A 15200-nucleotide genomic window follows, 5' to 3' on the forward strand; every position below is an offset into this window, starting at 1 on the left:
GGTTACTGTTGCAGACCCTGTTGCTCCTGAATTACAAGACGCGTTGGTTTGCGAAGTGGTAGCCGTTAATGCAGCTGCAGGTTCAGTGATGGTAAACGTTTTAGTGATGGTACACAGATTAGCATCTTTAATCGTCACGGTATACGTTCCGGCAGCTAAGTTAGAAGCGGTTGCTGCAGATCCCCCGGATGGTGCCCAGGAATACGTATAGGCTCCGGTTCCTCCTGAAACTGTTACTGTTGCAGATCCTGTTGCATCTGATTTACAAAGTACGTTGGTTTGTGAAGTAGTAGCCGTTAGAGCAGCTGCAGGTTCAGTGATGGTAAAAGTTTTAGTGATGGTACAAAGATTAGCATCTTTAATCGTCACAGTATACGTTCCGGCAGCTAAGTTTGAAGCCGTTGCTGCTGATCCCCCTGATGGTGCCCAAGAGTAAGTATAGGCTCCTGTTCCTCCGGAAACTGTTACCGTTGCAGATCCTGTTGCATCTGATTTACAAAGTACGTTGGTTTGCGAAGTGGTTGCGGTTAAAGCAGCTGAAGGCTCGGTGATGGTAAAAGTTTTAGTGATGGTACAAAGATTTGCATCTTTAATCGTTACCGTATAAGTTCCGGCAGCTAAGTTTGAAGCCGTAGCGGCTGATCCCCCGGATGGTGCCCAGGAATACGTATAGGCTCCTGTTCCTCCTGAAACGGTTACTGTTGCAGACCCCGTTGCATCTGATTTACAAAGTACGTTGGTTTGTGAAGTAGTTGCCGTTAATGCAGTTGAAGGTTCTGTGATAGTAAAAGTTTTAGTAATCGTACACAGATTAGCATCTTTAATCGTCACGGTATACGTTCCGGCTGCTAAGTTTGAAGCCGTAGCGGCTGATCCTCCCGATGGTGACCAGGAATAAGTATAAGCTCCTGTGCCTCCTGCAGGTGTAACTGTCGCAGATCCCGTTGCATCTGATTTACAAAGCACGTTGGTTTGCGAAGTAGTTGCGGTTAAAGCAGCTGCAGGTTCAGTGATGGTAAAAGTTTTAGTGATGGTACAAAGATTGGCATCTTTAATCGTCACAGTATACGTTCCGGCAGCTAAGTTAGAAGCGGTTGCGGCAGATCCTCCAGATGGTGACCAAGAGTAGGTGTATGCTCCGGTTCCTCCGGTAGGTGTTACCGTTGCAGAACCTGTTGTACCTGATTTACAAAGTACGTTGGTTTGCGAAGTAGTAGCCGTTATTGCTGTTGGTTCTGTGATTGTGAAAGTTTTAGTAATCGTACAAAGATTGGCGTCTTTAATGGTTACTGTATAAGTTCCGGCAGCTAAGTTAGAAGCTGTTGCTGAGGTTTGTACTGGAGTTGTGTTCCAGGAGTAGGTATAAGGCGTAGTTCCTCCGGCAGGAGTTACCGTTGCAGAACCTGTTGTTCCGGCATTACAGGCCACATTAGTTTGTGATGTGGTAGCGGTTAAGGCAGCAGCCGGCTCTGTAATAATGATTTGTTTGGTACCGGTACATCCTTTAGAATCAGTAGCGGTTACAGTGTAAGTTCCGGCAGCCAAGTTAGAAGCCGTTGCTGAGGTTTGTACCGGAGTTGTATTCCAGGAGTAGGTATAAGGCGTGCTTCCTCCCGAAGCAGTTACCGTTGCAGAACCTGTTGTTCCTCCTTTACATTTTACGTCAACATGAGAAGCGGCAGTTTCTGTTATCACAATGTTAGTTTGACTTACAACAACGGGTTTTGTATCAGAACAACCGGATTGTGTGTTTTGACCTTTAATGTAATAAGTTCCTACTGGCGCTGCAGTTGGGGTATTGTACGGAATAGTAGCAGCTGCATCTTGCCAATAGGTGTAAGTGAGCCCTGAAGTACTTCCTGCGGTAACGGCTGGTAAAGTAAGGTTTGCAGTCCCATTTACACATACAGGCGCAGGATTAGTGATAACCAAAGTGTTTGTAGCAAAACTTTTTGCTTTTAAAAATACACCGGCATCCCATTTTTGATCTGATGCGTCGGCGATAGCCATTTTTATTTTATAATTTTGTCCAGGCGTAACAGCATAAGTAGCAGTAAGAACAACTGTTGAGCCGTCATATTCCATGGTTGTAGAAGCAGGAGGGTTGTTTACATAGTATGAATCGTTTACAGCAGGAAACGCAACATTGTTTACATTGGTTCCGGCAGAGTGTATGTTGTTTATGGTTACGGCATCACCGTTTGGCAATTGCGCAAGATTGATCGCGTTGTTGGTATAGGTTCCGGTAATTCCAGGACCACTTAAAAAGAATCCAAAGGCATCATTAAATTGTGTGTTTACATATTCCAGATATTCTTCCGATGCAAAAACGAATTTGAATTCTACTAGATTTCCATCCGGAATAAAATTGAATTCTAATATAGAAGCATCACGCATCGTTCTACCAGAGATGGCACTCAAATCCTGATCATTTGCTTCATTTACCATCTCATCCGATTTGTTGGTATACGTATTCGGACCCATGGCAGAACTAATTTTACCTGTTGATAAAAGAAGCCCTTCGTCGATAGGAAAAGTTGAGGTTCCCTTGCTGAAATAACCCAATTGGCGGTCTCCAGCAGTGGCAGACCAGGTATGGTTGACCCAGGTCCAGGTGTTGTTGTTATTTCTGTAATAACCGAAACGAACATTACTTATGGTCAAACAGCCAGAGGTTAAGATATTGCGAACAAGTTGATCCGCACTATAAGCATTATAACCTGTTGAGGAATTGGCGACATCAATAGAGCCGGCAACAGCTGCCAGTGCACTAACGGCCTCTGTAGAAGCTGCTGTTTTTGCTGTCTTTGAGGTTGCCTTGCTATATGGAAGAGTATTTCCATATCTAACAGGGATTTCCTGAGCAACAACTGCCGAAGAATACAGGGCTAATCCTAAAATTAAAATTAAAAATGATTTTAAACTAATTTTGGAAAAGGCATCTTGTTGAGCATTTTTGTGAAACGGGAAAAAATAGGTACCACATTTAATGAAATTTCCCACTTCTTGTAGAGTAGTTTTAGTTTTCATATTTTAGGATTTTGTTTTTTGAAGTACTTGTGATATTTTAACAGAACCAAAGTTATAAGGTGTAATTAATTTTGATTTTTTTTCTCCGTAACTAACCTAAAAACTCGTTGAAGTGTATTTTTTTTGTTAAATGAAGCGTTAAAAAACACTTTTTTTAGACATTTTTGATAAATAAAAAAGGCTCTGAAATTTATATTTTCCATTAAAAACAGAATTTTAAAAATGGTTTAAATATTTAATATTCAATTATTTATCTTGTTTTTTGAGAATACTACTACTATCGACTAAGTGCTTGATTTAATAGATGAAGAACACTTTTTGCTAAAAAGAGAGATTCTTCTTTTTTTGATTTTTGAGATTTTAGACTTAGGCGTTCTTTGTTAAAATTTTGTTTAAATGTTAACAGAAGTAAAAAAATGAAAAGGTTTAGAATTTCTTTTGTAAATTAGAAGTTCAATAAAAAAATCATCTTCACTTAAGAAGTTTGTAAACCTTTTGCTTATGAAAAACTTAATTTTAATACGCCATGCAAAATCAAGTTGGGAAGCTCCGTTAAAAGATTTCGATAGACCTTTAATGAAAAAAGGCATTTTAGACGCACACGATGTATCGTCTACAATTTTAGAGTTTCTTCCTAAAACTTATATAATGTGGAGTAGTACTGCTGCAAGGGCTCTGGAAACAGCGCTCATTTTTGCACAGAATATTTCATATCCTCTCGAAAGTATCATTTTTAAAGACGACCTTTATACCTTTGATGACAGACAACTCGAAAAAGTTATCAAATCATGTGATAATAGTTTTGAAAGCGTTATTCTTTTTGGACATAACGAGGCTATTACAAATTTTGTTAATAAATTTGGGGATGTTTTTATCGAAAATGTACCTACGTCAGGCTTTGTATCACTACAGTTTGATGCCGAAAGCTGGGACAGCATTCATAAAGGTAAAACTCATAAAACAATTTTCCCCAAAGATTTAAAATAGATAAAGTGTACGAACAGAAATATATCGATAGAGAAAAAAGTTGGTTAGCGTTTAATGCAAGAGTACTTCAGGAAGCCGGAGATAATTCAGTTCCACTTTTAGACAGGTTGCGTTTTGTTGGAATTTTTTCAAACAATTTAGATGAATTTTTTAGAGTTCGTTATGCTGCAATTCGACGATTAAGCCTTTCAGGGATTTCCGGTGAAAAATATTTAGGTGGTGTTTCAGCGCACCAATTAATTAAAGATATTACCGAAATTGTTATTCAGCAGCAATCTGAAAGTTTGCGTATTTTGGGAAATATCGAAGCAGAACTGGAAGCCGAAAATATCTTTATTATCAATGAAGATCAAATTACAAGAGATCAGGAGAGCTATCTGAAAGACTTTTTTGTTCAGAAGTTAAGCCCTGAATTGGTAACCATCATCTTAAATGATCTGGCAGAATTTCCTGTTCTTAAAGATACCTTGGGATATTTGGCAGTTCGTCTGGAAATGAATACCAATGACGAAGTTCGCTATGCTGTTATCGAAATTCCTAAAACGATAAACAGGTTTGTAGTGCTGCCGTCAGAAGATGATAAACAATATGTGATACTGATTGATGATGTTATCCGTTACAATCTGAAAAACATATTCAATATTTTCGATTACAAAAGTGTTTCGGCACATATGATCAAAATTACGCGTGATGCCCAGTTGGATATCGACAGCGATTTGAGTAAAAGTATGCTTGAAAAAATTGCATCATCCGTAAAAGACAGAAGAATAGGAGAGCCCGTTCGTTTTATTTATGATAATTTGATTGAAGAAGATACATTGCGTTTCTTTTTGGATAAAATGAAAATCGTTGAAACCGATAGTATAATTCCGGGAGGGCGTTATCACAACAGACGTGATTATATGAGTTTTCCTAATTTAGGCCGATACGATTTACTGTACAAACCAAACGAACCTTTACCAATTCCGGGTTTGAGTCTGGAAGGAAGTATTTTAGAAAAGATCAGTAAAAAAGATTATCTTCTGCATGCCCCATACCAGTCATTTTCTTATCTGACAAAGTTTTTACGTGAAGCTGCCCTGGATCCAAAAGTTACCAGTATAAAAATCACTTTATACCGTTTGGCAAAAAACTCACAGATTATCAGTTCCTTGATTAATGCTGCGAAAAATGGTAAAAAAGTAACGGTTCAGATCGAACTTCAGGCACGATTTGATGAGGCATCGAATATTTCCTATGCCGAGCAAATGCAAACGGAAGGAATTGATTTGATTTTTGGAATTAAAGGTCTAAAAGTACACAGTAAAATTTGTGTGATCGAAAGAGTAGAAGAAGGAAAAACACGTCGTTACGGATTTATTTCAACCGGAAATTTTAACGAATCGACGGCTAAAATTTACACCGATGTAACCTTGTTTACCTGTCATCAGCAAATTCTGAAAGATATTTCTAAAATATTCGAGTTCTTTGATATCAATTACCGAGTGCACCGATACAAACATTTAATAGTATCCCCACATTATACCCGAACAAAATTTATCAAATTAATCGATCGTGAAATTTTGCACGCGCTGGCTGGTAGAAAAACACATATTAAATTAAAAATGAACAGTTTGTCCGATTTTAAAATGATCGATAAATTGTATGAAGCCAGTAATGCGGGAGTTAAGATTCAACTTCAGGTAAGAGGGATTTGTTCGCTAATTCCGGGAATTCCGGGAATGAGTGAAAATATTGAAGCAATAAGTATCGTTGATAACTATCTGGAACATTCAAGGGTTTATATTTTTGGAAATGCCGGATTGACCGAAGTATACATTTCATCAGCCGATTTTATGACTAGAAATCTTGACGGAAGAGTCGAAGTTACTTGTCCAATTTATGATCTTCAAATAAAGAAAGAACTAATAGATAATTTTAATATTGCGTGGAAAGGGAATGTCAAAGTGAGATATCATTCCTATAAACTGGATAATAAATACAAGCCTAGAAACCATCACGCTCCATTTAGAGCACAGTTAGAAACGTATAAGTACTATCAGAATAAAATAACAGTTCAGGAAGAAGTGGTGTAGCGTAAGCGATTAATTAAAAACAATAAAAAATAAAATCATAAGTGAGCATGATTAATATAAGGAAATTTGCAGCGATAGATATTGGATCGAATGCCATGAGGCTTCTGATATCGAATGTTGTAGAACAAGATGGAAAAGAACCCCAATTTAACAAAAGTTCGCTTGTTCGTGTGCCAATTCGTTTGGGACAAGATGCCTTTACCGTAGGAGAAATTTCAGCAGAAAATATAGACCGAATGGTGGATGCCATGAAAGCATTCAACCTTTTGATGAAAGTACATAAAGTAGAACGTTATATGGCGTTCGCAACTTCGGCAATGCGCGAGGCCTATAATGCGAAGGAAGTTGTGGCACTAATCAAGAAAAAAGCCGATATAAAAATAGAAGTTATTGACGGTAAAAAAGAAGCCGCAATTATTGCTTCGACCGATTTACATCATCTCCTAAAAACAGATGAAACTTATCTTTTTGTGGATGTGGGTGGTGGAAGTACCGAGTTTACCTTATTTTCTGACGGAAAAATGATCAATTCGAGATCTTTTAAAGCCGGAACCGTTCGTTTGTTAAATAATATGGTGCACGATGTAGTTTGGGATGAAATCGAAAAATGGATCAAAACCAATACCGCTGATTATGAAGAAGTGACCCTGATTGGTTCGGGTGGAAACATCAATAAACTGTTTAAAATGTCCGGGAAACAGCAGGAAAAACCACTTTCGTACATTTATATCAATTCACAATATGCTTTTCTGAACTCCTTAAGTTATGAGCAAAGAATCGCCGAATTGGGATTAAACTCAGATCGTGCCGACGTAATTATTCACGCTACCAGAATTTATCTGAATGCTATGAAATGGAGTGGTGCACGCCAGATTTACGTTCCTAAAATCGGACTTTCTGACGGAATCGTAAAAGCGATGTATTACGGTAAGATTTAGGGATGTCAACTTTTTTTGCCGCGATTCGTGCGATGTGAACAGTTGAAGCAGTTGCATAATTTGTTCATACCAAATATCAAAGAATAAATTGGTGGAGATTTGTGAAATTCGTGGCAAAAAAAATCTTTAGAAATCTTTTGAATCTGTGGCAAAAATAAATGTTAACCAACAAATACAATAAATGAATAAAACCAGACTTGAGGCTTTTAGTGATGGTGTTTTGGCTATTATTATGACCATTATGATTTTAGAAATTAAAGTACCGGCAGGTCATGAATTCGCCGATTTAAAACCGCTAATTCCTAAATTTCTAAGTTATGTTCTGAGTTTTGTTTATGTGGGTATTTACTGGAACAATCACCATTATTTAATTCATAGCCTGGGTAAGGTAAATGGAAAAATTCTTTGGGCCAACTTGCATTTGCTTTTTTGGCTTTCCCTAATTCCTGTTGCAACTGGTTGGATGGGCGAACATAACTTTGCCAAAGCATCGATGGCTTTGTATGGAACTGTATTGCTTTTATGCTCCATTGCTTATTTTATTTTGCAACGCATTATAATTATCAATGAAGGAGCAAATTCGACATTGGCAAAAGCGATAGGGCGTGATTTAAAAGGACATACTTCTTCTGTTTTGTATATTTTTGGAATCGTATTTTCGTTTTATAACGAGTGGATTTCAGGTGCAGCTTATTTTATTGTTGCTTTATTATGGCTCATTCCGGACAAAAGGATAGAGAAAGTTTTTGCCTCTAAAAATTAATTTATTTTGAGTTTATAATGAAATCAGTTTTTCAATCCATTAAGAATTTACCGCAGGAAATATTAGATCAGTTGGATGATTTAATTACAGTCCGAAAACTTAAAAAAGGTGATTTTTTATTGAGAGAAGATCAGGTTTGTAGTGAAATTGTATTGATCAAAAAAGGAATTTTAAGATCCTTCTTTTTCAATCACCAAGGCAATGAGATTACCAATTGTTTTGCTTTTGAAAACGAATTTATGGGATCGTTTTCGAGTTTTATTACACAAAAAGTTGCTGAAGAAAATATTCAGGCACTCACCGATACTGAAATTGAAGTCATCAGTAAAGATGGGATAGAGAAACTGTATCAATCCAGTATTTATTGGCAGGAAGTGGGTCGTGAAATTGCAGAAATGGAGTATGTGGCGTTGCAAAAAAGAATGGTTTCTTTTCAAAAATTATCAGGGACTCAGCGCTATGAAGAACTTTATCAAAATCATAAAAATTATATTCAGCTGATTCCGCTTCAATATCTGGCCTCTTATCTGGGGGTTACTCCAAGGCATCTAAGTCGAATTCGCAAAGCAATTTTATAGGACATTTGTCCGGTTCCCAAGAGAGGTTTTCCTATTATTTTTGTTTCAAAAAAAATATACAAATGGGAAAAAATATTCTTATCATCAACGGTCATCCAAACCCATCTAGTTTTAATTTTGCGATTGCAGAATCTTATTTTAAAGGGGCAATCGCTTCGAAAGCCACAGTGGATACAATTACAATTGCAAAGCTGGATTTTAATCCGAATTTGCAATTTGGCTATCAAAAACGTATCGAGCTGGAGCCTGATCTTCTGGCGTCTTGGGAGAAGATTAAAAAGGCAGACCATTTAGTTTGGATTCATCCGGTTTGGTGGGGTGGTTTGCCGGCAATTACTAAAGGATTTATTGATCGTTTGTTTTTACCGGGGATGGCTTTTCAATATCGGGAAAATTCGGTTTGGTGGGACAAATTATTAAAAGGAAAAACCGCGCATATTATAACCACTTTAGATCAGCCCGGCTGGTATTACAGATTGTTTTACGGAAGACCAAGTGTTAACCAGCTTAAAAAAGCTACACTCGAATTTTGTGGGATCAAGCCGGTAAAAGTGAGTTATATCGGAATTATAAAAACAGCCGATGAAACGCAAAGAAAAAAATGGCTTCAAAAAGTATACGATTGGGGATTGCTTACGAAATAGAACGTTAAGAAGGTAAATCCAATCCAAATGTTGAACGTAAAAGTTCGATGTTTGGGTTGATTTCCAGAAAGCGATTGTATCGGTCCTGATCGTTAAGACTGCGTTTAATTTGAATGGTTTCATTAACATGAGCCTCAATGGTAATATCATGATTGTGTAAATGACCTTTTAAATGCCCTAAAAGCCCATACATCTGACCTTCAAAATCCAGTTTAGAACCTTCGTTGGGTAATTCAAACGTAATTACTGTTCCGTTTAATTTAGGGTCATTGATCAACAATAAAGACTGCATAATTTTATGACCTTTATCACCCAAACGCTGAGCATATTTGTTCCATTGCAGCAACATTTCCGTCTCTGTAAATTCTTCCGTAGGCAGTTCAGTAGTCGGTTTTACAACCGTTTTATTGTTGGCTTCCAGTTCTTTTTTCTTGCGAATACTGGATAAAGAAAAGGCAGAAACCTTGGGTTCTGTACTTGTTTCAGGCTGAGGAGCTGCTGGAGCTTCCGCTTTCGGTGCTGAAGCAGTTTGTTCATTTTGTGGAGTGGCAGTTTCTGGTGTGTGAGTAGCTTCTGCTTTTGCAGTTTTGACTTCAACTATAGAATATCCGCCATTTTTATAATAAGTAGGGGGAATTATGAATTGCTCAACTTTTTTTTTTCTCCATCAAAATTGATAGAGGCCAATTGCATCAAACACAGTTCAACCAAAAGACGTTGGTTTTGACTTAGTTTGTATTTTAAATCGCAGTCGTTAGCAATGTCAATGCCTTTGAGTAGAAAATCCTGTGAACATTTTTGCGCCTGAACACCATACATTTGCTGCGCCTGTTCGCCTACTTCAAGTAAAGCAATTGTTGCAGGAGTTTTACTGACCAGTAAATCTCTGAAATGCGAAGCCAGTCCGGCAATAAAATGATGTCCATCGAAACCTTTCGCAAGGATATCGTTGTACGCCAGTAAAAGATCCGGAATTTTATTTTCTAAAAGTAAATCGGTGATACTAATGTAAGTCTCGTAATCTAAAACGTTTAGGTTTTCGGTTACCGCCTGACGTGTTAAGTTCGTTCCACAATACGAAACCACACGGTCAAAAATTGATAAGGCATCACGCATTGCGCCATCAGCCTTTTGAGCAATAATGTGCAAGGCATCGTCTTCAAAATTGATTCCCTGACTTGCAGCAACGTCAGCTAAATGTTCTTTAGCATCTTTTACCGTAATTCTTTTGAAATCAAAAATCTGACAACGAGATAAAATCGTTGGTATAATTTTATGTTTCTCTGTGGTAGCCAGAATAAAAATAGCATGTTTTGGTGGTTCTTCCAATGTTTTAAGAAAAGCATTGAAAGCTGCAGAAGACAACATGTGGACCTCGTCAATGATGTACACTTTATATTGTCCGGTTTGCGGTGGGATTCTAACCTGATCAATCAGATTACGAATATCATCAACAGAGTTGTTGGAAGCGGCATCTAACTCAAAAACGTTAAAAGCAAAATCTTCGTTTGGATCATCATATCCGGGCTGGTTTATTTTACGGGCCAGGATACGTGCACAGGTTGTTTTTCCAACACCACGCGGTCCGGTGAATAAAAGAGCAGAAGCAAGGTGATTGCTGTCAATAGCATTCAACAAAGTGTTGGTAATGGCTTTCTGTCCCACTACATCTTTAAATGTTTGTGGACGATATTTACGTGCCGATACTACAAATTGTTCCATATTCTGTTTTATTCGTTAGCAAATATAGGCTGAAAATTGCCAAATCACAAATCTGAAATCGATAAATGTTGGAGTTGTTTTTGAGTGTTTTGAATATGAGAAAGTAACGTTTTAGAAATTAAATTTTGGCACTGAAAAAAAACGGAAGATATAATTTTTTTTGCTTTTCATGTTTAACTTTTTCTTATGAAACTGATTACGACCTATTGGTCAGAATTCAGGTTTAAATTTATATTTTTGATGCAATCCTTTAGGGAAATCTAAAACCAATTAAAATTGCCGGATATGAAATTATTTTTTTCGACTTTGCTTTTGGTTACCACATTTATTGTGAAATCTCAAACTGCAGCTTCAGACAAGCCGGTTTATCAACTGCGTATTTATGAGATTTTTGAGTCCAATAAAAATCAGTTCCATGAACGGTTTCGCGATCACGCCATGCGTATCATGATGAAGTATAATTTTAAGATCACCTCCATCTGGGAATCCAAATCGGACAAAAAAACAGAGTTTGTTTATTTTCTGGAATGGCCGGACGAAACTACTATGAAAAAAGCCTGGGAAGGTTTTAAAAGTGATCCGGAATGGATAGCGATTAAAAAAGAATTTACAGCAAAATATGGTAATGTAGTGGGGAATATTGAAGACCGGATTTTGACAAAGACGGACTATTCTCCAAAATGATTGTCCTGCTTTTTTTAAGTTGCTTTTGCTTCAAAATATTTGAAACGTGCGTCTCGTTGGTAAATTTAGCCGCAATCTCATTTTAACTCCTTAATTTTTATGAAAAACTATTTATTGGTAATTGTATTTGCATTTTTTTCGTCTGCTCTTCAGGCACAAACCGCTCAGGATTCGCTTGATATCAAACGTGTGGCTTTGGCTTACATCGAGGCGCAACACCATCCAAATCCTAAATTGATGGAAAGTGCTTTGCATCCCAGATTGGTAAAACGATCTGTCTTTAGAAGCAAAGCCGCTCAGAAAGATTATATTTCAGAATACTTTGCAGAGAATATGGTGATTCTTGCGGAAACGTATAATGCGAAGGGAGACAAATTCCCGAAAAACCCCAGAAAGGAAATAAAGTTATTGGATGTTTCGGCACGAACAGCATCAGTAAAATTACTGGCCGATGCCTGGATTGATTACATGCATATTGTAAAAACCAATGGGGAATGGAAAATCATAAATGTGCTTTGGCAGTACAATGATGTGACGCAGCATGAGTAGATGTTTTTCTTTTTTTTAAGAAAATTTTGCAATGATTTTGTTCCGTTAAGGTATAAGTTACCAATTTTTGGTAACTTTACAGTACTGAATAAAAAATTATGGGAAAAAATACATCAATATCGCTTGGAGATCATTTTGAGCACTTCATTGAAAATAGCCTTTCTCAGGGAAGATTCAAAAATGCCAGTGAAGTGATCAGAGCTGCATTACGCCTTTTAGAGGAAGAAGAAAATCGTTTGCTTCTTTTAAAAAAAGCAGTTCAGGATGGTTTGGACAGTGGTCGTGCAGAGAATTTTGATGCCAGGAAACATCTCGAAAGTTTAAAAGCAAACAAGAGAAATGGCTAAGTATTATTTAACGAATAAAGCGGTTGAAGATTTAGCTGAAATTTGGAATTATGCTTTTGAGGAGTGGTCAGAAAATCAGGCTGATACATATTATGAGCAGCTTTTGAGTTCTTGTCAGGAAGTTGCGGATGATCCAGGTCTTGGAAGAAAATATGATATGGTAACCGAAAAATTGCTTGGTTTTAAAACAAATCGGCATATTCTTTTTTATCGAATTATTTCAGATAGTGAGATTGAGATTGTGAGAATCCTTCATGAAAGAATGGATTTGAAAAGTAAGTTTTGATTTTTATTTTATGCCTTCTCAAGAAACGGGAGACTCCTAATGCTAAGCTCTGTCAAGAAAATTATTAATCTTTGACGAGCTGTTTACAGCTGTTTCTCGTTCCTTGGGAAGACATCTTTTTTAAGCGTAACTTTCTTATGAAACCATCAGCCTTAGCCCCGATAGGAGCGGTATCCTTTTTCTTGCCCCTTTAGCAAGGAAAAGATAAAGCGGATAGCGGGATCAGCTCCCGAAAATTACCTTCCCTTAATACTTAAATCAGATAAAAACTTTACCGTTTCCTGATCGGAATCGGCAGAGAAACCTGCGACGTAAACCCCTTTTTTACCTGAGATTGATTTAATTCCGTATACAACTGCCTCATCGCCGGGGTCTGAATTCCCTTCGTATCGATACACATGAACAATTTCAAATTTTTCAGGATTCTTTTTTATCAGGTCTGAGTTTAAGTTAAAATCAAACGTAAATCCTTTTTCATTCAATTGATCTAAAGCTTTTGAAACAGTTGCGTAGTGATACATTCTAGTCATGATAATTGAATTTTAAAATTATGGGTTTTAAAGATAACCAATTTAAAATTAAATTGTTATGAAAATGGAGCGAAAATCTAAAATTTAAAATCATTATTCAGAACCAGTTTGAAATTTATTCTTGAGATTTATTATTAGAGGATTTTTGAGTGAAATAAGGCAGATTTTTATAGAATAGCGCTGCTATTCTATAAAAATTTAACGAAGTTGTAGCCGAAAATCATAATAAGGAAATCAATAATAAATTTTAAACTGGTTCTTAGTAGATAAAGTGTTACTTTTGCCGCGCAGACCGCCTTATCGTCGTTCCGATTGATCGGAAGGGAGGAAAGTCCGGACACCACAGAGAAGCATAGCGGGTAACACCCGTCGGCTCCGATTTATCGGAGTTAGGACAAGTGCAACAGAAAGTATGTACAGGTAATGCTGTAGTGAAACCAGGTAAACTCTATGCGGTGAAATACCAAGTATATCAGCATTTAAGGGCTTCTCGTCCGTTGTTGAAGGGTAGGTAGCTTGAGTTCCGCAGTAATGCGGAATCTAGATAAATGATAAGGCCCTGATTTATCGGGGACAGAATCCGGCTTATAGGTCTGCATTTTTTATATATTTGTGAAACTCTCTAATCTACCTTCATGAATATAACTACTCCAAAATCTTCAAAACAACCCCAAAAAAGCACTTTTAGGCTTATAGTTACGAATCTTACTTTTTGGGTTCTTATTGCCATTATTGCCGGAATTTTGCTCGGTCATTTTTCGCCCGCGAATGGTGTGAAAATGGAAATACTGGGAGCTAAGTTTATTGCATTGATCAAACTCTTTATTGGGCCGATTATATTTCTGACGATCGTTTTGGGAATTTCCGGAATGGGAAACCTGAAAAAAGTGGGCCGAATTGGAATTAAAGCACTAGGTTATTTTGAAGTGGTTTCGACTGTAGCTTTGGCCATTGGTGTGGCGGTAGCTTATTTCTTTAAACCCGGTAAAATCGACAAATCCAGTTTGACTTTGGGAGATGCCAGTCAATATACAACGAATGCTGCGGAGCATTTTTCCTGGCTGCAGTTTTTCTTGTCCAATTTTACACTGCAGGTTTTACTGGCGGCTATTGTTTGTGGTATTGCATTGAATTTTTATAGAAAAAGAGAACAGACGATTCTGATTTTAGAACGTTTTTCGAATGTGGTTTTCCTTGGATTAAAATATGTGATGTATCTCGCTCCTATTGGTGCTTTTGGAGGTATGGCTTACACTATTGGGAAGTTTGGTTTACAAACCCTCATTCCGCTTGGGAAATTGATGTTGTGTGTGTATTTGACGATGGCCCTTTTTGTTTTTCTGATTCTGGGAAGCATTTTGAGATATTATAAAATCAGGATTCTCTCTGTTTTGAAATATATTAAGGAGGAACTTTTACTCGTGTTGGGAACTTCCTCTTCTGAGGCAGCTTTACCGAGTATTATGGTGAAACTGGAACAAATGGGATGCAGTAAATCAGTTGTGGGATTGGTGATTCCAACGGGTTATTCTTTTAATCTAGATGGAACGTCAATTTATTTGTCGATGTCGGTGATATTTCTGGCGCAGCTGTATGACGTACATTTGAGTTTTTTTGAGATTTTAAGTGTTATCGGAATTTTGATGATTACCTCAAAAGGTGCCGCGGGGGTAACCGGAAGCGGATTTATTGTGCTGGCTTCGACTTTAACGGCTTTGCATAAAATTCCGGTTGAAGGTTTGGCTTTTTTACTGGGAGTCGATAAGTTTATGAGTGAAGCCAGAGCGATTACCAATTTGATTGGGAATACAGTGGCAACGATTATCATTTCGAAAACAGAACGCGATTTTACAGAGCTGAATCTGGATCCTGTTTTATCTGAGTTATGAGTTATTAGTTGTGAGTTATGAGTTATTAGTTATTAGTTGTGAGTTGTGGATTGTCAAATGTAAAATCCGTATCAATCCGCGTTTTCACATGGTGAATCCGTGCCATCCGCGTGTTATTTTTTTATCAGAAAGAGAAATGTTAAATGTGAGGTGTGAGATGTGAAACTTGGAACCTGAA

15 protein-coding genes and 1 other RNA gene are annotated in these 15200 nt (G+C 37.3%); 12 read left to right on the top strand and 4 right to left on the bottom strand.

Annotated features, from left to right (window positions below; genetic code table 11):
• A partial coding sequence (locus tag LNQ34_RS22385; protein WP_230001346.1) for a choice-of-anchor L domain-containing protein occupies positions 1-3030 on the bottom strand: 3030 nt, incomplete at its 3' end.
• A 501-nt stretch (positions 3031-3531) separates the two neighbouring features.
• On the opposite strand from LNQ34_RS22385, the gene LNQ34_RS22390 reads away from it, so the two are divergent.
• The 6 genes from LNQ34_RS22390 to LNQ34_RS22415 all read left to right on the top strand — a co-directional run bounded on the left by LNQ34_RS22390 (position 3532) and on the right by LNQ34_RS22415 (position 9015).
• Positions 3532-4017, top strand: coding sequence for a SixA phosphatase family protein (locus tag LNQ34_RS22390; protein WP_017496680.1), 486 nt, complete (start codon positions 3532-3534; stop codon positions 4015-4017).
• 5 nt (positions 4018-4022) lie between these two features.
• Positions 4023-6092 carry a polyphosphate kinase 1 gene (gene ppk1, locus LNQ34_RS22395; protein ID WP_202702710.1) on the top strand — a complete coding sequence of 690 codons (2070 nt, stop codon included), beginning with the start codon at positions 4023-4025 and terminating at the stop codon, positions 6090-6092.
• A gap of 47 nt (positions 6093-6139) precedes the next feature.
• Entirely contained in the window at positions 6140-7030 is an 891-nt protein-coding gene (locus tag LNQ34_RS22400; RefSeq protein ID WP_026110010.1) for a Ppx/GppA phosphatase family protein, read from the top strand.
• A 181-nt stretch (positions 7031-7211) separates the two neighbouring features.
• On the top strand, positions 7212-7793 hold the full coding sequence (locus tag LNQ34_RS22405) for a TMEM175 family protein (protein ID WP_230001348.1): 582 nt from the start codon (positions 7212-7214) through the stop codon (positions 7791-7793).
• 17 nt (positions 7794-7810) lie between these two features.
• Entirely contained in the window at positions 7811-8371 is a 561-nt protein-coding gene (locus LNQ34_RS22410; RefSeq protein WP_230001350.1) for a Crp/Fnr family transcriptional regulator, read from the top strand.
• Positions 8372-8433: 62 nt separating this feature from the next.
• Positions 8434-9015: an NAD(P)H-dependent oxidoreductase gene (locus LNQ34_RS22415; protein WP_230001351.1), complete on the top strand. Its 582-nt coding sequence runs from the start codon at positions 8434-8436 to the stop codon at positions 9013-9015.
• Positions 9016-9019: 4 nt separating this feature from the next.
• Here LNQ34_RS22415 and LNQ34_RS22420 read toward each other — a convergent pair whose 3' ends face one another.
• Both LNQ34_RS22420 and dnaX read right to left on the bottom strand, forming a co-directional pair.
• Entirely contained in the window at positions 9020-9364 is a 345-nt protein-coding gene (locus LNQ34_RS22420; protein WP_081603534.1) for a DNA polymerase III, read from the bottom strand.
• Between the two features lie 287 nt (positions 9365-9651).
• The gene (gene dnaX / locus LNQ34_RS22425) at positions 9652-10737 is read right to left on the bottom strand and encodes a DNA polymerase III subunit gamma/tau (RefSeq protein WP_070908854.1); all 1086 of its coding nucleotides are present in this window, start codon (positions 10735-10737) and stop codon (positions 9652-9654) included.
• Positions 10738-11022: 285 nt separating this feature from the next.
• Between dnaX and LNQ34_RS22430 the strand changes: the two genes are divergently transcribed.
• The 4 genes from LNQ34_RS22430 to LNQ34_RS22445 all read left to right on the top strand — a co-directional run bounded on the left by LNQ34_RS22430 (position 11023) and on the right by LNQ34_RS22445 (position 12603).
• A complete protein-coding gene (locus tag LNQ34_RS22430) occupies positions 11023-11421 on the top strand; it encodes an NIPSNAP family protein (protein ID WP_230001352.1) in 399 nt (132 codons plus the stop codon).
• Between the two features lie 99 nt (positions 11422-11520).
• Positions 11521-11970 (top strand): nuclear transport factor 2 family protein, encoded by a 450-nt coding sequence (locus LNQ34_RS22435; RefSeq protein ID WP_230001353.1) that lies wholly within the window; start codon positions 11521-11523, stop codon positions 11968-11970.
• A 98-nt stretch (positions 11971-12068) separates the two neighbouring features.
• Positions 12069-12317, top strand: a complete 249-nt coding sequence (locus LNQ34_RS22440; protein ID WP_230001354.1) for a type II toxin-antitoxin system ParD family antitoxin — start codon at positions 12069-12071, stop codon at positions 12315-12317.
• Positions 12310-12603 (top strand): type II toxin-antitoxin system RelE/ParE family toxin, encoded by a 294-nt coding sequence (locus LNQ34_RS22445; RefSeq protein ID WP_230001355.1) that lies wholly within the window; start codon positions 12310-12312, stop codon positions 12601-12603. Before LNQ34_RS22440 ends, LNQ34_RS22445 begins: the two co-directional genes overlap by 8 nt.
• Positions 12604-12839: 236 nt before the next feature.
• Here LNQ34_RS22445 and LNQ34_RS22450 read toward each other — a convergent pair whose 3' ends face one another.
• Positions 12840-13133: a hypothetical protein gene (locus LNQ34_RS22450; RefSeq protein WP_026110008.1), complete on the bottom strand. Its 294-nt coding sequence runs from the start codon at positions 13131-13133 to the stop codon at positions 12840-12842.
• Positions 13134-13417: 284 nt separating this feature from the next.
• Between LNQ34_RS22450 and rnpB the strand changes: the two genes are divergently transcribed.
• Both rnpB and LNQ34_RS22460 read left to right on the top strand, forming a co-directional pair.
• Positions 13418-13737: RNase P RNA component class A (rnpB, locus tag LNQ34_RS22455), an RNA gene on the top strand.
• A gap of 31 nt (positions 13738-13768) precedes the next feature.
• Positions 13769-15022: a cation:dicarboxylate symporter family transporter gene (locus LNQ34_RS22460; RefSeq protein ID WP_230001356.1), complete on the top strand. Its 1254-nt coding sequence runs from the start codon at positions 13769-13771 to the stop codon at positions 15020-15022.
• Positions 15023-15200: the final 178 nt, after the last annotated feature.

This window comes from Flavobacterium lipolyticum (assembly GCF_020905335.1).
Taxonomy (GTDB): Bacteria; Bacteroidota; Bacteroidia; order Flavobacteriales; family Flavobacteriaceae; genus Flavobacterium; species Flavobacterium lipolyticum.